Below are 24,168 nucleotides of genomic sequence, written 5' to 3' on the forward strand. Positions count from 1 at the left end.
TGGTGGACTGGTATTCCATCTCTGATGGCGCGGCCATGTCAAAGGCCTTGCAGGAGCTGAAATCGCAGGGAATCCGGCGCGACCTCGACCTCGAGGTCGCGCCGGGGGAGTTTTTGGCTATTTTGGGTCCCAACGGGGTGGGCAAGTCCACCCTTCTGAATGCTGCCCTCGGCACCCGCAAGCTCAGCCGCGGCAGCATCGACGTGACGGACAAGCTGGGCTACATCCCCCAGCAAAGGATGTTCGAACAATCCATCCCGTTGCGCGCAAGAGATCTGGTTGGCCTTGCGCTCGCAGCGGGCGTCATAAAGAACAGGCGACCAAAGAAAGCACAGGTCGACGCGGCGCTGGAAGAGGTAGGCGCGACCGGTCTAGCCAATCGGCGGGTCGGCGAGCTGTCCGGTGGACAGCAACAGCTGATCCGGCAAGCGCAGGCGATGGCGCAGGACCCGGAGCTGCTGCTGTGTGATGAGCCGCTGCTTTCCCTGGACCTGCGCGCACAGAAGCAGACCGTGGAGCTGCTGGATCGCAGGCGGCGGGAACACAACACTGCGATCGTGTTCGTCACCCACGGCATCAACCCGATCCTTAACGTGACCGACCGGGTGCTGTACCTCGCGCCGCACGGCCACACGATCGGCACGGTCGCGGAGGTCATGAACAGCGAGACACTCTCCCGCCTATACCGGACGGACGTGCAGGTTGTGAACGTAGACGGAAAGCTGGTGGTCGTATGAGCAGCCAATTCCACACCGGCGACTGGTGGGAGGACACCCTCGCGCTACTCTCGGTGGACTTCGTGCAGAACGCACTGCTGGCGGCGCTGCTGCTGGGCATTGTCTCCGGCGCGATTGCGCCACTGATCGTGATGCGGAAGATGAGCTTCGCCGCGCACTCCACCGGCGAACTGGCTCTGATGGGCGCTGCGGCCGCGTTGCTGTTCGGCTTTAGTGTGAGCTGGGGCGCGCTGATCGGCGCAGTGCTGGCCGCCGTGGCGCTGACGGCGCTGGGGCAAAGGGAGCAGGACGCCATCGTGGCGGTGGTCTTGAGCTTCGGCATGGGCCTTTCCGTACTGTTTATCTACCTGTACCCCGGTAGGTCGTCGGCGGCGTTTAGCCTGCTGACCGGCCAGATCGTGGGCGTGAGCTCTGCCTCGCTGGGCATCCTGGCGGTGCTGGCTGCGCTGGTAGTTGCGACGATGGCGCTGCTATGGCGGCCACTGCTGTTCGCCACGGTGGATCCGGTGCTGGCCGCGGCGTCGGGCGTGAAAGTTCGTGTGTTGGCCCTGGTATTCGCCGCGCTGATCGGCGTGGTGGCCAGCCAGGGAGTGCAGATCGTCGGCGCCCTGCTGCTGATCGCACTGCTGATTACGCCGGGCGCGGCGGCAGTGAAGGTGACCAGCAACCCGGTGCTGGCCGTAGTGCTGTCGGGGACATTCTCCGTGGTGTCGGCGGTCGGCGGACTGGTCGCATCGCTGGCGCCGGGGCTGCCGGTGTCGGTGTTCGTGACCACCTTGAGCTTCGTGATCTACCTGGTCTGCCGCGGGATCGCCTGGATGCGTTCCCGGCACGTCCAGGCGGATGCGGTGCGGGCACGGGAGTACTCCGCGACCGGCGAGTCAGTGTCCAAGCAGACCAGCAACGAGGCAGCTGGGCACGCCCACCACGCATAGAGCGACCGGGCGCCTAAAACGCATAGAAATATAGCCACCTCCCCCGGAAGAGGGACAGCCGTCGGTTGGCTCGTTAAGGTAGCACTTGTGATTACCGAGACGACAGCCAATCCACAACCCACCAACCCCTGGATCGTCCGCACCACCACCGGCCTAGTCAAAGGCCATGCGGAAACCGGGGTAACTGCCTTCCGCGGAATCCCCTACGCCGAAAAACCCATCGGCGCCCGCCGCTTCCGCCGCGCTGAACCCATCGCGCCCTGGGAGGGTGTGCTCAGCGCCGCTACCTCCGGCGACGCGTGCTCCCAGTACCGCCCGGCGCGTAAGTCAGCGGGCAACTGGGAAGGCACCGAGGACTGCCTGTGGCTCAATGTGGTGGTTCCGCGCCCCGCGCACTCCGCTGGCACCAATGCGCCAGCCATCGACCCGGAGGCCAACCGCCCAGTCGTGGTCTACTTCCACGGCGGGTCAAACATCCACGGCTCTGCGAACAAGCCTCTGCTGTCCGGCGAGTACTTCGCCCAGGCCATCGACTGTGTGTACGTGGCGGTGAACTACCGCGTGGGCATCTTCGGCCAGCTGGCCCTGGGCGAGGGCACTCACACGCCAGACGACATGGATACCAACCCAGGCCACTCCGACCTACTGACGGCCCTGCGTTGGATCCACGACAACGCCCGCGCCTTCGGCGGCGACCCGGACCGCATAACCATCATGGGCGAATCCAGCGGTGGCTCCATGGTCACCGGCCTGCTGGCCACCCCGTCCGCAGCGGGGCTGTTCAGCGCGGCCATCGCACAGTCCCCCGCCCCGATGATCGTCCACACCCGCGCGAATGCGAAGTATTGGACGGACTTCGCCGCCCGCTGGCTGCATCGCATGCGCGCGGAAGAGTCCCTGCCGCTGGATCAGCGCACCCCGGTTCGCCAGGCACCGCCGGAACTCAGCGACGAGGAGCTGAAAGCCGCCACCGAAGACCTGCTGACCGCCGAGCATGCAATCCTCGGCCGCCTCTCGGACGAGATCGTGCGCTTCCACGCGGACAATCCGATCTCCAAGGCCGGCCCGTTTGCTCCGGTTATCGACGAGGACCTGCTGCCGGAGCACCCCCTTTCCCCCGGTGCGATGATGGATGTGCCACTGCTGATCGGCACGAACCGCAACGAGTACGACATGATGCACCTGGAGCCGAAGCGTAGCTCCATGCAGTACACGCGCACGCGCACGTTCGCCCACGCGATTTCCGGCGCCGCCGCCCACGCCACGAACATCCTGGAGCAGCACTACGGCGGCCCGAAGTCCCGCAAGCTGAAGGGGCGTTTCTTCGGCGACGCGCTGTTCACCGGCCCTTCCTGGTACCTAGCACAGAATCACCCGAGCGACCGGGCGTGGGTCTACCGCCTGGATACCACCACCCCGTTCCTGCGCTATTCCGGCATGGGCGCGATGCACGCCCTGGACCTGCCAATCCTTTTCCAGCGCTATGACCAGGACAAGGGCCGCATTGCCGTGCTACTCGGCGGTCGCGACGAGATGCGCGCCACCACCGTTGCCATGCAGTCGCGGTGGAGGCAGTTCGTGCACTCTCACGACCCAGGTTTTGATCCCTATTCGCTGGGCTTCGCCACCCAGGTTTTCGACGCCCACTTCCCCACCGGCGAGGAAACCATCTACGACCCACAACCCGAGCTGCGGGAAGCATGGGCGCAGGTGCAGTGGGATAAGCAGGAGGAAATGTTCGACTAGCGCTAATGATCAGCTAGCGCTGGAGCCGGCTACGGCTGGGACGAAGGGGGCGTCACTTAGCTGCGCGACGCTTCCGCCACGACGCTAGAGCGACCATGCCCACACCGAGCGCAACCCAACAGCACAGAACAACAACCGCGTGGGTGATGCCGTGGTCATCGAAGTAGGCGACAGAACGCACGGCCGTGCCAGCTGCTCCGATCGGCAGGTGCTGGCCAAACCAGCCCCAGGGGCTCGGTAGCCACTGCCAGCCCGTCGCGATGCCGGACAGCGGGTTGGAAACAAATAGCGTGATGATCGCGCCGATGCCTAGACCTGCGCCGCCGAGCAGAGATTCCATGCCGAGGACGAACATCGACGTGCCGGCGATGCCCAGTGCAAGGATTCCCGCCAGCTCAAGATAGTTTCCGTCGAACAGGTCATACCCAAACTGCATGATTGCGCCGAGCGCCAGACCAGCCAAGATGGAGAACACGGCTGCGCCGACCACCCGGCCCCAACGGCGCCCCTTGAGTCCGAAGGTCAGCAGGGCGGCCGAGGCCATGCCTCCGAAGGCCAGCGGCAGGGCAAGGGTGTTCAGACCAATTCCGTTCGGATCGCCTTCGGGCAGCGGGGCTACATCCTCCACGGAAACCTTCTGGCCCTGCTGCTTCATGCCATCGGCAAGGCCGGTCATGATCTGCTTGAAGGTAGAGCCTGCTCCGCTGGCAATGGTGACAACGGTGCCGTCCTTGCCGAGGGAGATCCCGCCGATCGCTTCGCGCTCCAGGACCTTCGTTTTTACCTCATCGGGGTTGTCGTAGGTATTGACGTCGAAGGCCCCGGGTTGCTTCTGCTCGAGCATTCCCTCGATTTTCTGAACGGCAGGCGCCGGGCCGGAGACCGCGAGAGGGAGATCCTTCGGGCCGGAGTTCATGCTGGGGGTGAGGAATGCCAACAGCATGAGCGTGATGATTCCCGTGAGGGCTACGACGATTGCGGCGAGGCGACGGTTATCACTGCGCTCGGGGGCTGGACGTGCTTGGGTTGGTGGATTCTTCTGCGTATCAACAGCGTTGGACATGGGTTTCCCCTTTCTGTATCCCATAAACCGGAACATTTTGTTCCGTTTGAACAAAATGGATTATAACGTTCCGCTTAGATAGAATGCAAGCGATAGAGCAAAAAAGTTTCGGAAGGTTAGTAATGCGCGCGGATGCACATGAGAACAGGCAAGCAATACTCACCGCAGCTTGGAGACTGTTTTCCACCATTGGAATCGACGTCTCCATGCGCACCATAGCCAGCGAAGCTGGCGTGGGCATCGGCACCCTCTACCGCCACTTCCCCACCAAGCAAGACTTGCTAACGGGACTTTTCGACTACGGGCGCGAGCGGCTCATCGACATCATCGACCGCCACACGGCGGGATGGGAGAACGTTCGACAAGCCACCGAAACGTGGAACAGCTTCGTCCACAGCGTAGCGGGGCTGCAACTAGGAGCCATCGCCACGCAGGTAGTGCCCACCATTGTGGAAAACCTGGACTTCGAGGCAGACCTCGTCCCTCGAATGAACGAGCTGATGGAGCAGTTAGAAAGAGTGCTTCACCGGGCACGCCACTGGTCGCTCCTCAGAGAAGACGTGGACGCACTACATTTCCATCTCGGCCTGGCGGCGATCACCCGCCCCCTCCCTGACGCTGCACGAAAACTTGTCCCCGATTATCAGCCTTGGCTCGTGGAGACATACATCCGGGGACTTAAGCCTTAGAAGCTAGCAGTCCCCGCGGATGTACCCAGAGGGGCGAAAACGAAGGGGCGTCACTTAGCAGCGCGACGCTGGCGGGCGAACTCGCTGAGCACCACGCCCGCAGCGACCGACGCATTGAGGGACTCGACCCACTTGGCCATCGGGATCGACATGATCGTGTCGCAGGTGTCCGCCACCAGGCGGGACAGACCCTTGCCCTCGGAGCCGACGACGATGACGGTCCGGGTGGTGCCGTCGTAGGTGTCGAGGGTGTGGTCGCCACCAGCATCCAGCCCCACGACCTGGTAACCAGCCTGCTGGAACTGCTTCAGGGACCGCACCATGTTGGTGGCCTTCGCCACCGGCAGGCGCGCGGCCGTGCCCGCGGAGGTGCGCCAAGCGACGGCGGTAACGGAGGCGCTGCGGCGCTCCGGGATGATCACGCCGTGGCCGCCGAATGCCGCGACGGAGCGGATGACCGCACCGAGGTTACGCGGGTCAGTGATGTTATCCAGCGCGACGACTAGGCCGGGCTGGGGTGCGGAGGCGGTCCGCTCGATCAGGTCCTCAACCTGCGTGTACTGGAACGGCGGGATCTGCAGGCCAATGCCCTGGTGCATTCCGTTGCCGGTCATGCGATCCAGCTCGGCGCGGGACACCTCCAGTACAGAGATGCCACGGTCGGCGCAGGTGTGGACAGCCTCGGCCAGGCGCTCGTCGTTCTTGGTGCCCTCCGCGACGTACAGTGCTGTGGCGGGAACCTTGGCGTGCAGGCACTCGATCACAGGGTTGCGGCCGACCACCAATTCCACCTGGTTCTCGTCCTTTGCGAAGCGGTCGTGCGCACCAGATGCCCGGCGCTTGGCGGCCTGCTTGCGCTTGTAGGCAGCGTGGTAGACGCGATCCTCCGCCTTCGGCGTGGCCCCCTTGCCCCGCAGGCTGCGGCGCCCCTGACCGCCGGAGCCCTTGGTTGCGCCCTTCTTGTTCTTCTTGCGCACGCCTCCGCTGCGCTGGGTGTTGCCCGCCACTGTGATTGCCCCTCTTACCTGGTCGACTACGTGCGTTTGTGTATGTTACTTCCCGGCACGCAAAACTGGAACCAGGCTCACGAGAACGTGGACAGCAAAGCACCCCACCTGCTGTGAATTTGTTGCTTCCATTACCAATCTTGCCGGTAGCAGCTGAAACGAGCAATAGTTCTTCGCAGATGGGGTGGTACGATGCTTTCCTTCTAGGCAGTGATGCCGAAGTTCTTCAAAACTCCTCGCCAATCCACGGGCCCGAAGGCCAGTGCCCCCACCCCAATCACTGCCACAATGGCGGCGATCACACCGGCCGCGATGCCAAGGGACGAGTTTTTGGAACTGCCGCTAGAAGAACCGGAGAATCCGCTTGCACTTCCCTGCAGTTCCTGCGGGGTTACATCTTCTATCTGCTTGCCATCGTCATAGTCCAGCAGCAGGTCAACGTCCGCGCCCTCCAGCTGCTCGCCCTCGTTGTAGCGGAGTAGAGATCTCTGCAATCCGATACCGGCCGTTGTGGGACGGTTCTGGGCAACGAGATCCTTACCCGGATCAATCGGGGCTTCCAGGGTGAAGGTCACGATTACTTCATCGTCGCCGCGCTTGTCTAGCTGTGTAGGATCGTTCGCCGTGTTACCGGAAAGGGAGTAGTCCCCAATAAGCGATACCGCTTGACCTGTGACATTCAACTTCAAGTCGAAGTAAGAGACATCCAAAGCTGGCCCGCCGTTCTTACCAAGACCTTTGTATGCGGTCACATGTGCGCTGCCGTCCAGGGCAATCGTGCCATTCCCCTGCGGGTCCAGCTTTGTTTCTTGGGTATTTACTGGGAACACAAACTGGTTTCCCTTAAACTCCGCGCCTCCATCGCCGATGACGGTTCCCCTGGCGATCGGCCCCTGCACATGCTTAAGGAAAGAGGTTTTGATCGGCCAGGCAAAAGCACCAGCTTCCAACACTGGGGTGGATGCTTCCTCTGCCTGCGCCGCAGGAATCGCCATGCCGCTTAAAACGACAGAACTCACCAGGACACTGGCCGCACAATGGCGGGATGTGAATCGGGACATAAGTGTCTCCTTTCGAGGGATGGAAAACAAAAAGATAGGTTCACGCGCAGACTCTGTATAGATCTGCGAACAACGCGGAGTTCATACCAAAAGCGGTGTTAGCTTCCCCGATCAGTTCAGTGCGCTGCCTTGCGGTGAGAGGCAGGTTATCGAGGCGCTGGCGATAATTGGTTCGGTAAGGAGGGATCTTGCCGATGGCGGAGAAGTCATAGAACTTCAATGCCTCAGGAGCGACATTGTAGAGGTCTGCTACACGTACAGCGATGACCTGACCGCCGGAAATATCCCCGAGGTAGCGGACATAGTGATGAGCGATCACTCGTACAACGTCTTGTTCTCCGAAAGAGTCGAGGCGATCTACATACCGCCGGGTGGCGGGCAGTAGTTCAAGTTGTTCGCGCCAATCGGAGCCGAGGCAATACGTCAGATCGTGTTCCAACGCAGCGCAACGTTGTAGGCGCGGATCGGCAATAGCCGACCCGATGGGAGTGCCGGAGACTCTTTCTACAGCGTTCTCTAGAGCGCTGTAGACAAACCAGAGTTGTCCCGAAAGCGCATACACCGCTTGAGCGTCAAGCTCGCCTTTGAAAAGGGTGCTCATGAACTCGGATCCTTCTGCGCGCCCGTGCGCCTCCGCAGTGGCATTGCGCAGTGCCTGAGAGATCGGCTCGGCTGTGTTAAAGCTTGTGTTTGAAAGTGTGGAGGTCGAAGCCATCACGTTATTCCTTTCGAAAGAGTTTCAAGATCCGCGTGGAATCTGGAATCTGTCGCTGAACGAGAAAAGGGAACTCGTTATTAGCGCAAGTTGTGGTGGCGTAGGAATTCATCAATCTTCTTGTGAATGCCATCGAGAGCGCCAGACACGTTGATCGCGTGGCCAATGATCGCCAGCATGCCTAGGATTCCGACCGTGCCAAGAATGTAGTTCCACACCTTTCCGAACTTGCCCAGCGAACCTTGGCCTTGCCCCTGGTCATCCGGGTTGTCTGGGTTGTCCGGGTTGTCCGGGTTGCTGGGGTTGTCCGGGTTGTCTGGGTTGCTCGGGTTGCTCGGGTTGTCCGGGTTGTCTGGGTTGCTCGGGTTGTCCGGGCCGGAACCACCTTCATCATCCGGATTCGGCTCCCCTGGCGTTGCACATTTCTTCTCGGTGGTCAGAGAAACATTGATGTCATCCAGCTCTGGCTTGTAGTCCGCCGAGTAAATGCCCATGAATAGGACGTCTACACCCTCCACAATGTTCTTGTCCCCATCCGTTCCTGGCTTAGGAACGTAGGTCATGCTGCTTGCATCAAGCGTGACAGTGTCCCCGTCAACCTTCCAGTTTCCGTGCCCCTTCGAGAACACGTCCCTGCCGGAAACCTTGTTCTCTTCGATACGGTCCTCAGGCGTATACTCAGTCATGTGCTTGCCAGGCACGTAGTATCCCTCGTAGCTGGCGCCGCCCTGAATACTAGCCCCCTCGGCCGTGATGTAAGGGGACTTGAAGTTCGAGTACAAAGCACCATGATGGCCTTCAAAAACGACATCGGACGGCTTGGTGCCGATCTCTGCCTTGGTTACGTTGCCCTCGGAATCGACCTCAATGCTAGATACACTTGGGTCTACCTGGAATTGGAATTGGAAGTCCTTGGACTTCTTGTTGGCAGGATCAGATTCCTTAACCTCACCCTTCGTTTCCCAGCTTCCCTGAGCGATTCTCCCCAGGATGTAGCTGCGGAAGCTCTCCTTCAATCCCCAGTTGAAGGTACCGCCAGTGATAACAGTTTTGCATTCAGGTTTAGCCTGAGATGCGCCCTCCTGTGCCGATGCAACGGGTACGGAAAGTGCAGCAGTGCCCAGGGCGAAGGACATCACAGTGCCGAGCATGGCATTTCGAGTTGACTTAATAGACATGAGAATTACTCCTGATGAATGGATCCTAGGGACTTAGCCCTAGTGAATGGGAGGGTGGATTGATATGCGGAAAGCAGTTGAGCTACTGCAGCAGGCGGATCCCTTCGCCGCGGACGGACAGAGATGTCATTATCCGCACTGCGGACAACTTCGATGGGCCAGTCATAAACGCTGGAGAGGATCTCGTCGGTATAGACCGAATCAACCGATCCATCGGCGGCAATTCGCCCATTGGATAGACAGACGATGTGATCGCAATACGCCGCAGCTGCATCGAGGTCATGCAACACAATCACCACCGCAGTTCCAACTCTGTGAGCGATCTGCTGCATCAAGCTCAAGACTTGTTCCTGATGACGGATATCCATCGCCGCGGTCGGCTCGTCTAACAACACCACCGGTGTTTGCTGGGCCAATACCCGGGACAATGCAACCCGAGCACGTTCGCCACCGGAAAGAGTGACGATGTCACGAACTGCCAACGTAGTGGAACCGGTGGCGTCCAGAGCAGCGTCAACAATGAGCTCATCCACACTGCTATCGACTGTCCCTCGCCACGGTCGCCGTCCCATCGCCACAACATCTCGAACAAGAAACTCAAACGCGACTTGGACATCCTGAAGCAACACCGCACGGCGCCGCGCCATCGTCCTTGCATCAGCCCGAGAGGGGTCTAATCCGGCGACGGAAACCACACCCTGAGTAGGTTTAATATCCCCAGACAGCGCGGCAAGCAGCGTCGACTTACCAGCACCATTCGGCCCAATGAGCCCTGTGACCTCGCCGGCACGAGCGACAAAACTAATGTCACTGAGCAACCGCTTGGCGCCAACGTCGACGGTAAGGCCAGATACCTCAATGGCCCTATCGCCGATAGCCATACTGTTTGTAGTCGCATCGCTACAGTGAGCACTCATGCATGAATCCCCTTTCGCATCATTCGGCGCAGCAGAACGAAGAAAGTCGGGCCGCCGACAAGGGCAGTGAAGATGCCAATAGGCAAATCTGCGAATTCAATCAATGTGCGGGCAGCCACATCGGCCAGACCAATCAAGACCGCCCCGCCAAGCGCAGAAGCAGGGATGAGGAGATAATTCTCCGGCCCCATGACCGTTCGCAACAGGTGCGGGATAATCAGCCCTACGAAGCCGATGAGCCCGGCAAAGGCAACTGCGCCTGCAGTGAGTACGGTCGCAGCGATGATCGCAATCACTCGCAATTGACTTACATTGATCCCTGTGTGACCAGCGGCTTTCTCACCCAAAGCAAGTACGTCTAGTGCCCCACCCATCCGTAGGGCTACGGCAATTCCAACCATCGTGATCGGCAAAACCACCCAAACGTGCTTCCACTGGGCACCATTTAGGGATCCCATCTGCCAAAAGATGATCTCTTCCCGACTGGCGGTCGGAGCCAAATAGACCATGAAGGAGATAATTGCTCCACACACGGCATTAACCGCGATACCTGTGAGAACCAGATTGATAACCACAACTCGGCCTTGGCTTCGAGCTAGCTGGTAAATCAGGCCAGCGGCAACCAATGCGGAAAGAAAGGCGAAGAATGGAACGGTGAACGTGCCGAAGAAAGCAAGGTTAAAGACGATTGCCAACGCCGCACCAACCCCGGCTCCCGAGGTCACGCCGATAATCGATGGCTCGGCCAGTGGGTTGGCAAACACCGCCTGCATCAATGTTCCAGCCACACCCAAGCATGCACCGACTAGGAACCCCAGCAGGATGCGCGGCAAGCGAATATCCCACACTACGCTGGAGGCCAGACCTGAATGATGGTCTTTCCCCAGCAAGATTGAACCTAAATCCTGCAGTGGCACGTAGTACTGTCCAAGCACGATCGATAGCACCGCAGCAACAAGCATAAGCACCACAAGTGCACCGAAAATCCCTACCCGTCGGCGCGTTCGCGCCCGGAGAAACTCGTTCGTGTTAACCGTGTGGGTCATATAACGCCTTCGCTGTCCGCAAAAGTGTTTGCCCAGTCATAGGACCGAACGCCAGCGATTGACCATCTGGAATCGTGATTACGCGCCGCTTCTGCCCTGCTGTGGTTTGGGCTATGCCGGGGCGTTTGAGCAGACCTTCGATCCCTCCGGTGGATTCCAACCCGCCGGTCATCATGATGAACGCATCTGGGTTTAACCTAGCTAGCGACTCCGCATTGGCTGGTTCGATGTAGGAAAGGTTGTTCTCCGTCCCCACGTCAACCGCACCAACGCCCTCGATCAGGTCTTTGGCTCCGGTCCCTTCGCCCATAATAAAGAACACTCCACCATTTCCACGAGCATAAAGGAATGCCACCCGCATCGGTGTAGAGGGCACCATCTTCTTGATGGCCTCTTTATCCAGATCTATTTCCTCGACTGTGCGATCTGCAAGCTTTTCCGCATCCTCCGGGAGCCCCACGACAGCACCGAGCGTGGTGATGTCCTCGGCCACCGAATCGATCGTGCGGGTCGGTTCCATGACCACGGTGGTCACGCCCGCCTGACGAATCTGATCGATAGCGTCCCGTGGACCGATGGAGTGGTCCACGATGACGATATCCGGCTCCAACGACAACACGGCTTCCACGTTGATGTTGTGCCCACCCTGAGTGACCACTGGCCTGTCGGCCAAGATGTTTTCAGTAGAAGAGACCGTGCGGCCTACAATCCGGTCGGCAAGCCCCAGGCCAGTAAGGGTTTTAGTGTAAGTGCCATACAGGTCTAGAGCCAGAATCCGATCTAGCTTATTAACTTTGACATCGTGGCCGTCTGCGTCGGTCAGCTCCACCGGCAGCTTCGGGGATGGATTCTTGGTCACAGGCTCCACATCCGTGAAGTCCTTGACCTCCGAAACTCCCTCAAAGCTACGGGGGTCCTGCAGATCAGCGGCATTCTTGATGTCGTTTCGCAGAGCAGCATCAGCTTCGGATTCATAGGCGCCCTTAACGCCACACGCAGCGAGGCTGGCCGTGCAGATAAACAACACACAGGTGCGGAACGCTAACCGCACAGTTCGATTAGGAACAATGGACATTAAAACGTGCTTTCTAACTGAACAGTGTTTTGCCACCTAGTAGGCGGATTAAGACGGATTACTTACAACCAGTCGACCGATACTTCCACCTGCGACGATGACTCCTACGATCAATCCGAGAAGGTAAGAAGTCGGATTCTCATCCTGGCCCTCAGCCGCAACAGGCTTAACCTTGAATTTGCTCGATCCGTTTTCGTACCCAGCCGATGAAGAATCGCCGTCGACGCCATTGCCGAAACCGTCCTTATTGCCGGCGAGCTTCGCGGCGGCAGCATTGTGCGCGGCAGAAGAACCACCGCCCGATCCACCCGCATTCGATCCAGATGCTGAAGTACCGCCCACTGCGTCGCAGTCACCCTGGCCACCTAGCTGGGCGCTGAAAGATATCGGCGCTAGCTGGGTTCCCGGATCGTAGAATTCAGCGAAAGCTACGGAACCATCCTGGGTCAGCGATACACTCGCCTCTCCGCTTACTGAGTTTTCCGAGACATCAAGGGAACTAAAGCTCAGGTCTCCCAGCACTGTGCGCCCGAAGTCTCGTTTCTCGCCTTCCATGTTTGAAGAACGAACATCGGCAACAAGCCTTCCTGTTCCACCGTTGAACTGGATCTCCGGATTAGCAATGTTCAGGTCGAGAATTCCGTTGTGACCGGTGAATTGCATCGCACCACCATAGGAAATCGTTCCCTGCTGCGAAGATGTATCGACGTTGCCACCGTTGCCGGTGAACTGATACTTGCCACCGCTGTATCCGACCCCGCTCAAATCCCACTTGCCCTTAGCGATAGAGCCGGTGATGTACGACTGGAAGGATTCTTTCAGAGCCCACGATGCCTTGGCGCTTTCGACTGCCTTGACCGACGCGCAGTGCAGATCTCCACCGCCACCAGCTGCTCCGCCTGCAGCGACACCGCCACGGGTTGTTCCGCCTCCGCTGGAGGCCGACCCGCCGCCTGTTCCGCCGTTTCGCGCACCACTGTTTCCGGATCCAAGCGATGCTCCACCAGAGGCCGATCCGCCACCAGAACCGGAGTTGGAGTTGGAGCTCGTTCCGGAGGTGGAGCTAGTTCCGGAGTCGCTTCCGCTAGAAGATCCGTTCTTACCGCGCCCGCGATTGACGAAAGATTCATACTCGTCCAAGAAGGCTTGGGAGTTACCCATGAAAGTGGTCAGGGCGTTCATCGTGTCGTTCGTCTCAGACAGAATTCCCATAGCTTCCTTGTTAAAGCCGGTGAAGTTGCCATCGATCGTGGTCAGCGTGCGCTTTTCGCCCGATCCCGAGCCACTGCCCGAATCTGATCCACAGCTGCCGTCCAAAGCAACTGAGCCACTGGTTGGATCCATCGAGGTTCCCGCCTTGTAAGCGAGAAACAGCCGACTGCCACCTTGAGTAAGCGTCGTAGAACCAGAAAGGTTTACGCTCCCTGAGCCGGGGTTCACCGGGGTAGACAGGTTCACCTTGGCGATGACTTCATCGTCGCCAGTGATTTTGGCTCCCCGTTTGCTCTTATCGACCATGTCCGACTCATAGGAGACATAGTCCACCAGGATCTCGGCGGTTTTTCCTTTTGCGCGTACCTTCCAATCGGAGAGCGTCATATCTAGCAGGTCATCGCCGCCATAGTTGTGACCGTTGAAACGGAGAACTCCGTTTAGCGGAACGGTCACCGTATCGCCGTTTACCTGGGGCTTTTGGGGACTGAACTGGAAGGTGCCATTCGGGCCGGTCTTATCGCCGGTAAAGCCGATACCGTCGCCACCCCATCCGCCTTTAGCAACAGGGCCTTGGATATAGGCACGGTAGCTCTGCTTGATACCCCAATTGAATTCACAGGTTCCCGCCGCTGAGGCAACGGGAGTAGCGACCGTGGTAAATGCTACGGGAGCGAAGGCAAGTACGGAGGTGGCGGCCACGGCCGTGGATGTACGACCGAACGACCGTCGCACCGAGCCTCGACGTGATCCAAACAGTGAAAGGTGCATGCTGATCCTACTCAGAACTGAAACATCAAAAGACTTACGCAGCCTTACCTTCTACCCAGGATTTACCACTAACTTAGAATAGTGTTACCTTAATTAGGTAAGGCTCAACTTAACTGAAAGTATCATGACGTCAGCCTAAGAGACAGAAGCATCTTGTGTTTAGCTTCGTCTCCCACCCCCACCTCTCACCCCCGAGAAAGGACACGAAGGATGACCGCATACACCCCGGCCCCTCTGGCCAACCTCTACCCTGAAGTAGACCCCCACCAGGCAATTCCGCTTTCCGCGACCGAACGCTTTGCCCTAACCGTATCGATCGGCGTGATGGCATACGGCGCAGTAGTCGGCGACTTTATTATCGCCGGAGTCGGGCTGGCACTAGTCGCCATCGCATGCGTCGTATGTTCTCAGAAAACGCAGCGCCGAATCCGCTCCCAAGCCCGCGGCCGCTTCCCCAGCGAGGACTGGGTCGAATACAGAACCGCAAACAGGTTGAATCTGAACCTCTTCCTCCCCCTATGTATCGGCTCCATCGGCGCCCTGATCGTGGCCGGTTTTTGGTACATCCCGCCGGAGCACGCAACACTGGGCGGCATCATCATTGCCATCGTTTCTGCCGCCACCATTTGGTTCTTGCCAGGCCTGAACCCCATGTGGTCGAAAGACGAAGAATACTTCGTACCCGAAGAAATATATGACGACGAGGTCGAGCTTCCAGGATCAGAGTTACAGCCCGACGAGTACGTCTATGGAACTACCCCTTCAGCGACCACTTCGCGCCATCGGCTGTATCCGTAACCTCAATGCCGGCCTCGGCCAGGCGGTCGCGTACCTCGTCGGCGGTGGCCCAGTCCTTGGCCGCGCGGGCTTCGGCGCGGCGCTCCAGCTCAGCCTTGACCAGCACATCCAGGGCACCCATCGCCACGTTGGATCCGCCCGCAGCGGCCTTAGTGGATTCCAACCACGTCTCGCTGAGCGGATCCACACCCAGCACGGCAGCCATCGCACGAACCTGTCCAGCGATCTGCTTGACCTGCTGCTCTACCACGTCCGTGGGCTTAGCCTCCAGTAGCTTGTTGCCCTCGCGAACAATATCGTGGATCACGGCCAACGACTGCGGTACGGCCAGGTCGTCATCCATCTTCTCCGCGAACCGCGCCGGCACTTCGCCGACCGGCAGCGCCTGCGGGTCCACGGCGGTCTCTCCGGTGACGAACTCGATGGCGCGCACCAGGAACTTCTCGATGCGGCGGTAGCCCGCAGCGGCCTCGCCCAGCGCAGCCTCGGAGTACTCCAGCATCGAACGGTAGTGCGCGCTGCCCAGGTAGTAGCGCAGCTCAACCGGACGCACCAGCTTCAGCACATTCGGGATAGAAAGCACGTTGCCCAGGGACTTCGACATCTTCTCACCGGACATCGTCACCCAGCCGTTGTGCATCCAGTAGCGCGCGAACCCATCCCCCGCTGCCGTCGCCTGCGCGGCCTCGTTCTCGTGGTGCGGGAACTGCAGGTCCAACCCACCGCAGTGAATGTCGAACTCACTGCCCAGGTAGGTCGTGGCCATCGCGGAGCACTCGATGTGCCAACCCGGGCGGCCACGGCCCCACGGAGTATCCCAGGCCGGCTCGCCCGGCTTGGCTGCCTTCCACATGGTGAAGTCGCGCGGGTCGCGCTTGCCGGTACCCGCGGATTCACCCTGATCCATCTCATCCAGCTTCTGGCCGGACAGGAAACCGTAGTTATCGATCGTCGCGGGTTGCGCGTACACGTTGCCGTCTGCGGCGTAGCCGTGGCCGTTGTCGATGATGCGCTGCATGTACTCGATCATCTGCGGCACGTGCCCTGTGGCGCGGGGCTCGATGGAAGGTGGGGTGACGCCCAACTGGTCATAAGCCCAGTTAAACGCGCGCTCGTGCGTGGCAGCCCACTCCCACCACGGGCGGTTGTTCTCCGCGGCCTTGGTCAGGATCTTGTCGTCAATGTCGGTGACGTTCCTTACGAAAGCGACGTCCAACCCCTTGGCCTCTAGCCAGTTGCGCAGAATGTCAAAAGCAACTCCGCTACGCACATGTCCGATGTGCGGGATCGACTGCACGGTCGCTCCACACAGATAGATCGAGGCATGGCCTTCACGGATAGGCTCAAAGTCGCGGAGCTGGCGGGCGGCAGTGTCGTAGATTCGCAAAGTCACACCACACAGTATAGGCATGCGCATCCGGCCTCTTTCCCCTGCGTGTCAGTATCGTGGAAGGCATGCACACTCAAAGCATCACGAGATTCGCCACCATCCGCCTCAACAACCGGGATGCGTGGCAGCCCATCGCCGTCACCTCCTATTCCGCCGAAGGCGGCGAGGGCAAACTCCTTGCCGAGTTCCCGTACAAGGCGCCGATCAGCAGCACGGAGCTGGATTCCCTCCCTACCGTTACCTTCACCGCCGACCAGCTGGGGCCGGTCGTACCGAACCCCGGGAAAATTTTCTGTGTCGGCCTGAACTACAGGGAACACATCGCAGAGATGGGGCACCCGATCCCAGACCACCCCACTCTGTTCGTGAAGTACGCCTCCGCCTTGGCAGGCCCGTTCGACGAGGTAGTGGTGCCTCCGGAGCTCTCTGCGCAGGCAGACTACGAGGGCGAGCTTGCTGTCATTATGGGAGAGGCCGGCCAGATCGCGGGCTACGCCGTGATGAATGATTTCTCTCAGCGCGACTGGCAGTACCGCACCCAGCAGTGGCTGCAGGGCAAGAACCTGGACCGCTCCAGCGGATTCGGCCCATGGATGGTTCCCGCCGAACACTTCGATCCGATTGCGGAAGGGGCTGTCTTACGCACCTGGGTCAACGGCGAACTCCGCCAGGAACACAGCGTTGCCGACCTGGTGTTTAAGCCACAGGATCTGGTGGATTACATCAGCAATTTCGCCTCGTTGGCACCTGGTGACGTCATCGTGACGGGCACACCAGAGGGCGTCGGCCATGGCATGACCCCACCGCAGTACCTGGCCGATGGCGACGAGGTGCGCATCGCTGTAGACGGCATCGGGGAAATCTGCAACCGCATTAACTGCTGAGCTGAGCCAACCGGGGCTCGGCCTTCTTGATAGCGCTCCGCACTGCCGCGAAAAGTAGCAGGCAGATGGGAAGCGCAATCACAATCACATCGATCCTGGGCGACCAGAACAATGGCAGGTATTTGCTTGGCAATACCGATATGAGCAGGCACTGGGCTGCGGTTAGCAGAAGCAGTCCATAGAAGCTCTTTCGCAGGTCTGCCACCAAGCATGCGCCGAAAATCACCGACAGTGCAATAAGCGTGTACTGCAACATCCCTGGGTTGCCCAGGACCGCGACAACGCCGCATTCACCCAAGCAAATCCCAAGGAAAAGCCAGTCGCAGGCCGCCCACGTGCGGCCAGTTAGTTCTTCCAGCTGGGAAAGCCGGTTATCCCAGAACATCACCGCAGAGCTAACGATGGCGATGGAGAACACGAAGTTAAACGGAACGACTCCGGACGAACTCCACGAAGCCCAGGGAATGGGGATCGTGGTCGTGCCGAACAGGACGGCGCCCACGAGGGCGAACACCTGAAGTATCACCGCGTAGGTCGCGGAATGACCGCGCCAATAGATTTGTGCTCGATGCTGGGCAGACACTATCCCTCCCAGCACTCGGAGTTCGCCCGATCCAGGATGAATTTCACGTCCACTCCCTCATTCGTGCCATGCACCCCGCGCCATTGTCCGGAAGGCGTCAGGGTCGCTCGTTCCAGTTCTTCTTCCGTCAGATCGGGAAGAGACTCCGCTACGGATACGGGTTCCTGCGGACTTCCCCAACACGATGGTGCCCCCTTAAGTGCAGGTTCGTTGCTGAGGAGTTCGACCAGGAGCGCGTGCTTTACTTCCTGTTGCTGATTCGAGTGGGCGAGCCAGATGTCGCCGTCCCGTTGCGGTTCGGCGTCGATCAGCCTATAGGTAGTGACGCCCAAAGATTCCCACACCTTGCGGTTTGCGTCTATCTGCTCAGGTGGGGTTTCGCGCCAGTAACACAATGCTCCCTCGCAGATCATATGCTCTTGGGGGCGGGGCACCGCGGAACTATAGTTTCCGTCTTGGGCGATTCCGTAGCCTAATCCACAGCTCACGCCGAACAGAGCAATGACTGCCACGCGAAGTGGCCACGCGGACAGCCCCGGAAGCCGGTTTCCGTGAAAAGCCGCGGTCAACAGCAACGAGCAAACGCATATAGCCCCCAGCACCAGCGCCGAAGCCTTCCACAGAATCGGGTCCACGCTCTGTGATACTTGGCAACAAGAACTGAACGGTTGCCCGAACATTTGTCGCCACGCCACGTTTGAGAGCGACACCGGGTAAGCGACCAGGATAAAAGGAAGAAGCAAGCCGACAGCGATCGCCACAGTTGCTGGTAGGTACAGCCCTAAAGTTGCCCCCAAGCTCAGCCATGCCACGCCGTGAAGAACAATAAAGACCAGCCCCGTTGCAAGGGACTGTGCGGACTCTACGTATCCGATATCCGCCAGCTGCACTGCGTGGTACGCCAACACCACTACCACCGCGAGCAATAGCGGAAGCGCCAAGGATCTGAGCCAGACCCTAAAAACATCCTGCACAGAGCCGCGGGACTTAAAAAAGGAACGGAAGCGTGCCATCTCTTTAGCACCGATAAAGCCCAGGATTGGCCCCAGCGAATAGTAGATGGCCAAGCTGTTGGAGACTGCGTTGTCCTGCGTAGGCACCGGGTTGGCGTTGAGTGCAATGCTCAGCAAACCAAGTGCTGCAGCTGCGAGCACCAAAGCAACGTTGATCGCATTAATCCTCGACATGGCCACCGGTCCTGGAAAATGCCTCCGCAAGGTTTCTCACAGTGTCGGAATAGCGATGTGACTCCCCCGGCTCTAGCGAACCGCGCCCAACTCGCAGAAAATCGCTCATTGGCCCCTGGAACTCAACCTTTCCTTCATGCAACACGAGTACATGCTCGAACGGCTTCTCCACTTCCAAGGGCTGATGACTAGAAACCCAAAGGCCAACGCCCGCTTCCGCAATGGATCGATAGAGTCCTTGCAGATCCCGCTTCGCCAGTGGGTCGAGTGCGGCGCTGGGTTCGTCCAGCAGTATGTGCTCCGCGTTAGAGTTCAGGGCTGTAGCTATTTGCACGCGAGCCTGCTGCCCACCGGACAGCTTGCTGCATTGCTTATGTGCGTGTTCCTTCAAACCTACGAATTCAATCCAATAGGCCGCGGTCTTCTTGCTCTCCGCCCAACCGGCACCATTAAGCCAGGCGACGTAGGAAACATAGTCGACAACGCACGCACCATTGATGTTTTCGAAATGCTGCGGGACGTACACCGCTCTGCCCAACTTCGGCACAACGCCTTCAGACGGCTTTAGCTGGCCGGCGAGCAACTTCATAAGCGTAGTCTTACCGGCACCGTTGACACCCAAAATCACCGTCGGGCTAGTGGGAACCTCAAGCGAGTGGACCTCGACACCTTCATCAGAGCGCGGGTAGCTAAAAGAAAACGAGTAGCTATTCGACAAGAAAGTTCCAAACCTTTAATGCGCAGGGGTTCTGTTTGATGGAACAAACCTACGAGGGTGCGAAAGGATTGTCAATAACTAGTTCTGCGCCTGCCACACAACCGCCGTCGCCACGGCCGCCACACCCTCGCCGCGGCCGGTGAAGCCCATGTGATCGGTCGTGGTCGCAGAGACGGAGACCGGCGCGCCGATCAGCTCTCCCATCACCTTCTCGGCCTCCTCACGCCGGGTGCCCATCTTCGGGCGGTTCCCCACCATCTGCACCGCCGCGTTGCCGATCACGAAGCCCTTAGATTCCAGCAGCTCGCGGCACTCGCGCAGTAGGCGTTCGCCGGAGACGTTGTCGTATTCCTTACGCCCCACCCCGACGAAACTGCCCAGGTCACCGAGCCCGGCGGCGGAGAGCAGCGCATCCACTACCGCGTGCGCCACCACGTCGCCATCGGAGTGGCCTTCGCAGCCGTCCTGCCCCTCCCACAGCAGGCAAGCCATCCAGCAGTCCTTGCCTGGCTGCACCTGGTGAGCATCCGTCGCAATGCCGACGCGGGGAATGATGTGTGGGGTGTTCAATTGCGGTCTGCCTCTCGCCTCTGGTTACGTTCTACTTGTCTGCTGCGGGCTTTCTAACTTTCGCTGCCGTTCAGGATCATCTGTGCCACGCGGTAATCCTGGGGCGTGGTGATCTTCATAGCCAGCGGGTCCGCATCCACCGCCACCACCGGGAAGCCAGCCATCTCCATCAGCGAGGCATCGTCCGTCACCAGCGGCAACGGCGAAGCACCTACCCGATCCACCGCGTGCGCGGAACTGATTTCCGTGGTGCGCAGGTACTGCTCGTTAGCCTCGATCAGCTTCTCCAGGTCGAATACCTGTGGTGTAGCTGCCGCCCGCAAGCTAGCGCGGTCTGGTGTCTGCTCCACGACCGTCTGCCCTGCGCGCGAGCCGGAGGTGGGGGCGTCAATAACTTTAATAGTGTCCACTACCGGCAACACCGGGATCGCCCCGTACCAGGAACCATCTGCGACACCACGGCGGGCGCGGTCGACGACCTCGGCGATCATGGCGGGTGGGGTAAGGCAGCGGGCGGCGTCGTGGACGGCGACGAAGCGCCCCTCGGTGGCCTCGCCCGCAGCGCTTAGCCGTCGCTGGATCGCAACCAGGCCCGCGTACACGGAGTCGAATCGCTCGCCGCCGCCAAGCTCCACGCTGACGGTCATGGGTGCCCATTCCGCGGCGTTGATGGGATCGCCGACGATGCGCTCGGCGTGGTCGCGCATGTTCTCACTGACCAGCACAATCGCTTGATCGATGCTTTGGGACGCCGCCAGGCCGTCCAGCGACCGTTCCAGCAACGACCGACCGTTGAGCTCGACGAAAGCCTTCGGGGTATCAAAGCCCAGACGGGTACCACTACCGGCGGCGGCGACGAGTGCGTAGACGTTCGCTGTCACGGCGCTGGCCTGGATTAGTCCTCGCCGTCCAGCTCGTCGTCCAGGTCGATGGAGCCACCGGACTTAGAATCCTCATCCACACCTGCGGCACGAGCCGCGGCGGCAGCCTCGCGGTGGCGCTCGATGGCGGCCTGCATGTCGGCCAGCAGCGCGTCGGTCTTGTTATCGTCCACGCCTTCAGCCAGGGCGAGCTCGCCCACGAGGATCTGGCGGGCCTTGGCCAGCATGCGCTTCTCACCCGCGGACAGGCCACGGTCCTGGTCGCGGCGCCACAGGTCGCGCACAACCTCGGCAACCTTATTCACGTCGCCACTGGTCAGGCGCTCCTGGTTCGCCTTGTAGCGGCGGGACCAGTTGCCAGCCTCTTCCACATCGGTCTCCCGCAGCACGGAGAAGACCTTGCGCAGGCCTTCTTCACCCACCACGTCACGCACGCCGACCTTCTCGGCGTTTGCGGCCGGCACACGGACGGAAAGGTCGCCCTGGTTGATGCGCAGCACCAGGTAATCGACGGTTTCCCCCTTGAATTCCCGTTGCTCGATGCCCTCGATGACAGCGGCGCCGTGGTGCGGGTAAACGACGGTATCTCCGACTGCGAACTCCATAAGTGTTCCTCTAACGTCCTTCCGAAAGGCTGGGGCGGGATGTGATAGGCACTGGGAAAAACAAGTGCGCAAATACCCGATAGATTCTACCGCAATCGCCCGCACTACCCGCATTTGGGGCATAAAATCCCCAGCAAGCACGCACTAGGGGGCACTAATTACTACTAAAGGCCTCCTTGGCTAGGTGTACTAGGGGGCTACAGGCTAGGCTGGACACAGACGTTTTTATTCAACTGCTTTAAGACATGCCTCAGATGGAGGAACGCATCGTGAAGACCCTCAAGGCCCAGCCGCTGAAGACGACCTTTGCCCGTGGTGCGCTGGCGCTGGTCGCCGCAGGTTCCGCGCTCGCACTGTCCGCGTGTGGCGCAGGTCAGATTTCTCAGACTTCCAGCCAGGTGGCCGCCGTCAACGGTGCGCACGGCAACGCTGGCCACGCTGACGTCCAGGACGTGTCCGTGGTCGTTGGCCCGGATAACACCCTGGCACTGAAGTTCACTGTCACCAACGAGGACGAAAAGGGCAAGGCCGTCAAGGTTGAGTCCGTGAAGGTTGATGGCAAGGAGGTCTCCGGCCTGGATAAGAAGGAGATCCCGGCGGGTGGCTCCCTGGTTGCTGACGGCAAGTTTGCTCTGAAGGACGTAGAGACCAAGGGCCAGAGCCAACTGCAGTACGCTGAAACCTCCGTCAAGGGTCTGAAGGACGTGTACGTTGGCGGCCGCAAGAAGGTCACCTTCAAGCTGAACGTCGGCACCGTTGAGCTAAACGCTCCGGTAACCGCGTACGTTCCGGAATCTGGCCAGCTGCACCGCGACGAGGATGGCAACCTGACCACCAAGTAGGTCACCTAGGCGGGTCGCCCAAGCCAGAACCCGCCACAAAATCGAACAAACGCCGTCGCCGGACATTGGTCGTCCGGGGCGGCGTTTATTGTTGTGCACATGGCAAGTAAGTCGAGCAAAGCAAGCCGGGTTTTCGTATGCGCCTCCTGCGATCACCAGCTATCCAAGTGGATGGGGCGCTGCCCACAATGTGGCGAGTGGGGATCTCTGGAGGAACGAGACACCCGCGCTCTCGGGGCGCTGGGGATCGCAGGTGTAGCTGGTGGAACGGGTGGTTCTGGGCGCCGCGGGCGCAGGGGCGGAGGATTGGTGCCGGGGGCCAGCGCCCAGCCGGTGACCAAGGTGGACCCGACCATCGCCAAGCACCGACCGACGGGTATCGGGGAACTGGATCGGGTGCTGGGCGGCGGCATCGTGCCAGGCAGCGCTGTGCTGCTTGCGGGCGAACCGGGTGTGGGTAAATCCACCCTGCTGCTGGAGGTCGCCGCCGCGTGGGCAAAGAAGGGCCACACGGTACTGATCCTCACGGCGGAGGAATCCGTCGGACAAGTACGCCATCGCGCGGAACGCACCGGCGCGCTGCACGACAACCTCTACCTGGCCAGCGAAAACGACCTGGAAAACGGCCTGGCACAGGTGGATGCCCTCAACCCGGAGCTGATCATTGTGGACTCTCTGCAGACCATGCAGGCCACCGGGGTGGAGGGCGTGGCCGGTGGCGTGGCCCAAACTCGTGCGGTCACCAGCACGCTAACAACTCTGGCCAAAATGTCCGGCACGCCCGTCATCGCCGTGGGCCACGTGACAAAGGAGGGTACCGTCGCAGGCCCTCGCACCATCGAACACCTGGTGGATGTGGTTCTGAACTTCGAGGGCGACAAGCACTCCTCCATGCGTTTCCTGCGGGGCATCAAGAATCGCTTCGGCGCGACGGATGAGGTCGGCTGCTTCGAACAAACCGCCCACGGAATCCAGGAGGTTGCTGATCCTAGCGGGCTCTTCCTGCACCACCGGACCGAATCCGTAACTGGTACCGCGGTGACTGTGGTGATGGACGGCCGTCGCGCGATGGTTGGAGAGCTACAAACCCTGGCTCTCAACAGCGAATTTAAGAACCCGAAGCGATACATGACGGGCATGGATGCCTCGCGCGTATCGATGGTACTGGCGGTGCTTTCGGAACGCTGCGGCCTACCCCTAGCGGATAAGGAGGTCTACGCTGCAACGGTGGGTGGGATGAAGATCCTGGAGCCCTCGGCGGATCTAGCCACGGGGCTCGCTCTAGCTTCCACTGCTAAGCGCACGCCGCTACCCCTCGGGCTGGTGGCTTTGGGTGAAGTCGGTTTGGGTGGCGAGGTGCGCCGCATCCCGCAGCTCACCCAAAGGCTGGCAGAGGCCAACCGTCTGGGCTTCCACACCGCGCTGGTGCCGAAGAACTGTCACTACGAGGCACCGAAGGGGATGAAGGTGAAGGAGGTTTCCACGCTCTGCCAGGCTGTCAATTACTGCCTGGCCTCCGCCTAGCCACTGTGGGTTGAACGAGAGCTACTGCGGGTTA

General features: G+C 60.1%; 24 protein-coding genes. 8 read left to right on the top strand and 16 right to left on the bottom strand.

Features of this window, described 5'->3' with window-relative positions; all coding sequences use genetic code 11:
• The first annotated feature begins 35 nt into the window (after positions 1–35).
• The 3 genes from CRD15_RS02290 (at position 36) to CRD15_RS02300 (ending at position 3,418) form a co-directional block, all read left to right on the top strand.
• Positions 36–737: a metal ABC transporter ATP-binding protein gene (locus tag CRD15_RS02290; protein WP_187401903.1), complete on the top strand. Its 702-nt coding sequence runs from the start codon at positions 36–38 to the stop codon at positions 735–737.
• Positions 734–1,672, top strand: a complete 939-nt coding sequence (locus CRD15_RS02295; protein ID WP_034981813.1) for a metal ABC transporter permease — start codon at positions 734–736, stop codon at positions 1,670–1,672. The genes CRD15_RS02290 and CRD15_RS02295 overlap by 4 nt, the downstream gene beginning before the upstream one ends.
• Positions 1,673–1,759: 87 nt before the next feature.
• On the top strand, positions 1,760–3,418 hold the full coding sequence (locus CRD15_RS02300; protein WP_034981811.1) for a carboxylesterase family protein: 1,659 nt from the start codon (positions 1,760–1,762) through the stop codon (positions 3,416–3,418).
• 52 nt (positions 3,419–3,470) lie between these two features.
• Here the strand turns inward: CRD15_RS02300 and CRD15_RS02305 are convergent, their stop codons facing one another.
• On the bottom strand, positions 3,471–4,481 hold the full coding sequence (locus CRD15_RS02305; RefSeq protein ID WP_034981810.1) for a membrane protein: 1,011 nt from the start codon (positions 4,479–4,481) through the stop codon (positions 3,471–3,473).
• Positions 4,482–4,603: 122 nt separating this feature from the next.
• On the opposite strand from CRD15_RS02305, the gene CRD15_RS02310 reads away from it, so the two are divergent.
• Positions 4,604–5,170, top strand: a complete 567-nt coding sequence (locus CRD15_RS02310) for a TetR/AcrR family transcriptional regulator (RefSeq protein WP_034981873.1) — start codon at positions 4,604–4,606, stop codon at positions 5,168–5,170.
• A 50-nt stretch (positions 5,171–5,220) separates the two neighbouring features.
• Here the strand turns inward: CRD15_RS02310 and rlmB are convergent, their stop codons facing one another.
• The 8 genes from rlmB to CRD15_RS02350 form a co-directional block, all read right to left on the bottom strand.
• A complete protein-coding gene (gene rlmB, locus CRD15_RS02315; protein WP_034981809.1) occupies positions 5,221–6,177 on the bottom strand; it encodes a 23S rRNA (guanosine(2251)-2'-O)-methyltransferase RlmB in 957 nt (318 codons plus the stop codon).
• A 203-nt stretch (positions 6,178–6,380) separates the two neighbouring features.
• Entirely contained in the window at positions 6,381–7,238 is an 858-nt protein-coding gene (locus CRD15_RS02320; RefSeq protein ID WP_034974930.1) for an HtaA domain-containing protein, read from the bottom strand.
• 40 nt (positions 7,239–7,278) lie between these two features.
• A complete protein-coding gene (locus CRD15_RS02325; protein ID WP_034974929.1) occupies positions 7,279–7,953 on the bottom strand; it encodes a heme oxygenase (biliverdin-producing) in 675 nt (224 codons plus the stop codon).
• An 80-nt stretch (positions 7,954–8,033) separates the two neighbouring features.
• Positions 8,034–9,131 carry an HtaA domain-containing protein gene (locus tag CRD15_RS02330; RefSeq protein WP_051892206.1) on the bottom strand — a complete coding sequence of 366 codons (1,098 nt, stop codon included), beginning with the start codon at positions 9,129–9,131 and terminating at the stop codon, positions 8,034–8,036.
• A gap of 5 nt (positions 9,132–9,136) precedes the next feature.
• Positions 9,137–10,012, bottom strand: coding sequence for a heme ABC transporter ATP-binding protein (locus tag CRD15_RS02335; protein ID WP_034975006.1), 876 nt, complete (start codon positions 10,010–10,012; stop codon positions 9,137–9,139).
• A gap of 32 nt (positions 10,013–10,044) precedes the next feature.
• Entirely contained in the window at positions 10,045–11,094 is a 1,050-nt protein-coding gene (locus CRD15_RS02340) for an iron ABC transporter permease (RefSeq protein ID WP_034974928.1), read from the bottom strand.
• Positions 11,078–12,169 (bottom strand): hemin ABC transporter substrate-binding protein, encoded by a 1,092-nt coding sequence (locus CRD15_RS02345; RefSeq protein WP_034981808.1) that lies wholly within the window; start codon positions 12,167–12,169, stop codon positions 11,078–11,080. Before CRD15_RS02345 ends, CRD15_RS02340 begins: the two co-directional genes overlap by 17 nt.
• Positions 12,170–12,217: 48 nt before the next feature.
• Positions 12,218–14,152, bottom strand: a complete 1,935-nt coding sequence (locus tag CRD15_RS02350) for an HtaA domain-containing protein (protein ID WP_080716680.1) — start codon at positions 14,150–14,152, stop codon at positions 12,218–12,220.
• A gap of 210 nt (positions 14,153–14,362) precedes the next feature.
• On the opposite strand from CRD15_RS02350, the gene CRD15_RS02355 reads away from it, so the two are divergent.
• Positions 14,363–14,950: a hypothetical protein gene (locus tag CRD15_RS02355; RefSeq protein WP_034969824.1), complete on the top strand. Its 588-nt coding sequence runs from the start codon at positions 14,363–14,365 to the stop codon at positions 14,948–14,950.
• Here CRD15_RS02355 and cysS read toward each other — a convergent pair.
• Positions 14,907–16,343, bottom strand: coding sequence for a cysteine--tRNA ligase (cysS, locus tag CRD15_RS02360; protein WP_187401806.1), 1,437 nt, complete (start codon positions 16,341–16,343; stop codon positions 14,907–14,909). The genes CRD15_RS02355 and cysS overlap by 44 nt on opposite strands.
• A gap of 62 nt (positions 16,344–16,405) precedes the next feature.
• On the opposite strand from cysS, the gene CRD15_RS02365 reads away from it, so the two are divergent.
• Positions 16,406–17,224 carry a fumarylacetoacetate hydrolase family protein gene (locus CRD15_RS02365; protein WP_051898378.1) on the top strand — a complete coding sequence of 273 codons (819 nt, stop codon included), beginning with the start codon at positions 16,406–16,408 and terminating at the stop codon, positions 17,222–17,224.
• On the opposite strand, the gene CRD15_RS02370 is transcribed toward CRD15_RS02365, so the two are convergent.
• The 6 genes from CRD15_RS02370 to CRD15_RS02395 all read right to left on the bottom strand — a co-directional run bounded on the left by CRD15_RS02370 (position 17,214) and on the right by CRD15_RS02395 (position 21,768).
• Positions 17,214–17,807 (bottom strand): hypothetical protein, encoded by a 594-nt coding sequence (locus CRD15_RS02370; RefSeq protein WP_034969818.1) that lies wholly within the window; start codon positions 17,805–17,807, stop codon positions 17,214–17,216. The genes CRD15_RS02365 and CRD15_RS02370 overlap by 11 nt on opposite strands.
• Complete coding sequence (locus CRD15_RS02375) at positions 17,807–18,994, bottom strand: ABC transporter permease (protein WP_187401807.1); 1,188 nt, start codon at positions 18,992–18,994, stop codon at positions 17,807–17,809. Before CRD15_RS02375 ends, CRD15_RS02370 begins: the two co-directional genes overlap by 1 nt.
• Complete coding sequence (locus CRD15_RS02380; protein WP_034981803.1) at positions 18,981–19,712, bottom strand: ATP-binding cassette domain-containing protein; 732 nt, start codon at positions 19,710–19,712, stop codon at positions 18,981–18,983. Before CRD15_RS02380 ends, CRD15_RS02375 begins: the two co-directional genes overlap by 14 nt.
• Positions 19,713–19,790: 78 nt before the next feature.
• Positions 19,791–20,282, bottom strand: a complete 492-nt coding sequence (gene ispF, locus CRD15_RS02385; protein ID WP_034965389.1) for a 2-C-methyl-D-erythritol 2,4-cyclodiphosphate synthase — start codon at positions 20,280–20,282, stop codon at positions 19,791–19,793.
• Positions 20,283–20,335: 53 nt separating this feature from the next.
• Complete coding sequence (locus CRD15_RS02390; protein ID WP_187401808.1) at positions 20,336–21,163, bottom strand: 2-C-methyl-D-erythritol 4-phosphate cytidylyltransferase; 828 nt, start codon at positions 21,161–21,163, stop codon at positions 20,336–20,338.
• A 14-nt stretch (positions 21,164–21,177) separates the two neighbouring features.
• The gene (locus tag CRD15_RS02395) at positions 21,178–21,768 is read right to left on the bottom strand and encodes a CarD family transcriptional regulator (RefSeq protein WP_035007515.1); all 591 of its coding nucleotides are present in this window, start codon (positions 21,766–21,768) and stop codon (positions 21,178–21,180) included.
• 269 nt (positions 21,769–22,037) lie between these two features.
• On the opposite strand from CRD15_RS02395, the gene CRD15_RS02400 reads away from it, so the two are divergent.
• Positions 22,038–22,610 (top strand): hypothetical protein, encoded by a 573-nt coding sequence (locus CRD15_RS02400; protein ID WP_230580660.1) that lies wholly within the window; start codon positions 22,038–22,040, stop codon positions 22,608–22,610.
• A 99-nt stretch (positions 22,611–22,709) separates the two neighbouring features.
• A complete protein-coding gene (gene radA, locus CRD15_RS02405; RefSeq protein WP_187401809.1) occupies positions 22,710–24,134 on the top strand; it encodes a DNA repair protein RadA in 1,425 nt (474 codons plus the stop codon).
• Positions 24,135–24,168: the final 34 nt, after the last annotated feature.

This window comes from Corynebacterium sp. LK28, from assembly GCF_014335105.1.
GTDB classification, from domain to species: Bacteria; Actinomycetota; Actinomycetes; order Mycobacteriales; family Mycobacteriaceae; genus Corynebacterium; species Corynebacterium macclintockiae.

Bases quoted from the DNA above. Each gene is read 5' to 3' on its own strand.
- CRD15_RS02340 (WP_034974928.1), bottom strand. From the start codon at position 11,094: ATGACCCACACGGTTAACACGAACGAGTTTCTCCGGGCGCGAACGCGC.
- CRD15_RS02305 (WP_034981810.1), bottom strand. From the start codon at position 4,481: ATGTCCAACGCTGTTGATACGCAGAAGAATCCACCAACCCAAGCACGT.
- CRD15_RS02365 (WP_051898378.1), top strand. From the start codon at position 16,406: ATGCACACTCAAAGCATCACGAGATTCGCCACCATCCGCCTCAACAAC.
- CRD15_RS02350 (WP_080716680.1), bottom strand. From the start codon at position 14,152: ATGCACCTTTCACTGTTTGGATCACGTCGAGGCTCGGTGCGACGGTCG.
- radA (WP_187401809.1), top strand. From the start codon at position 22,710: ATGGCAAGTAAGTCGAGCAAAGCAAGCCGGGTTTTCGTATGCGCCTCC.
- CRD15_RS02325 (WP_034974929.1), bottom strand. From the start codon at position 7,953: ATGGCTTCGACCTCCACACTTTCAAACACAAGCTTTAACACAGCCGAG.
- CRD15_RS02395 (WP_035007515.1), bottom strand. From the start codon at position 21,768: ATGGAGTTCGCAGTCGGAGATACCGTCGTTTACCCGCACCACGGCGCC.
- CRD15_RS02290 (WP_187401903.1), top strand. From the start codon at position 36: ATGTCAAAGGCCTTGCAGGAGCTGAAATCGCAGGGAATCCGGCGCGAC.
- CRD15_RS02330 (WP_051892206.1), bottom strand. From the start codon at position 9,131: ATGTCTATTAAGTCAACTCGAAATGCCATGCTCGGCACTGTGATGTCC.
- CRD15_RS02375 (WP_187401807.1), bottom strand. From the start codon at position 18,994: ATGTCGAGGATTAATGCGATCAACGTTGCTTTGGTGCTCGCAGCTGCA.
- CRD15_RS02335 (WP_034975006.1), bottom strand. From the start codon at position 10,012: ATGGCTATCGGCGATAGGGCCATTGAGGTATCTGGCCTTACCGTCGAC.
- CRD15_RS02310 (WP_034981873.1), top strand. From the start codon at position 4,604: ATGCGCGCGGATGCACATGAGAACAGGCAAGCAATACTCACCGCAGCT.
- CRD15_RS02320 (WP_034974930.1), bottom strand. From the start codon at position 7,238: ATGTCCCGATTCACATCCCGCCATTGTGCGGCCAGTGTCCTGGTGAGT.
- CRD15_RS02295 (WP_034981813.1), top strand. From the start codon at position 734: ATGAGCAGCCAATTCCACACCGGCGACTGGTGGGAGGACACCCTCGCG.
- CRD15_RS02345 (WP_034981808.1), bottom strand. From the start codon at position 12,169: ATGTCCATTGTTCCTAATCGAACTGTGCGGTTAGCGTTCCGCACCTGT.
- CRD15_RS02355 (WP_034969824.1), top strand. From the start codon at position 14,363: ATGACCGCATACACCCCGGCCCCTCTGGCCAACCTCTACCCTGAAGTA.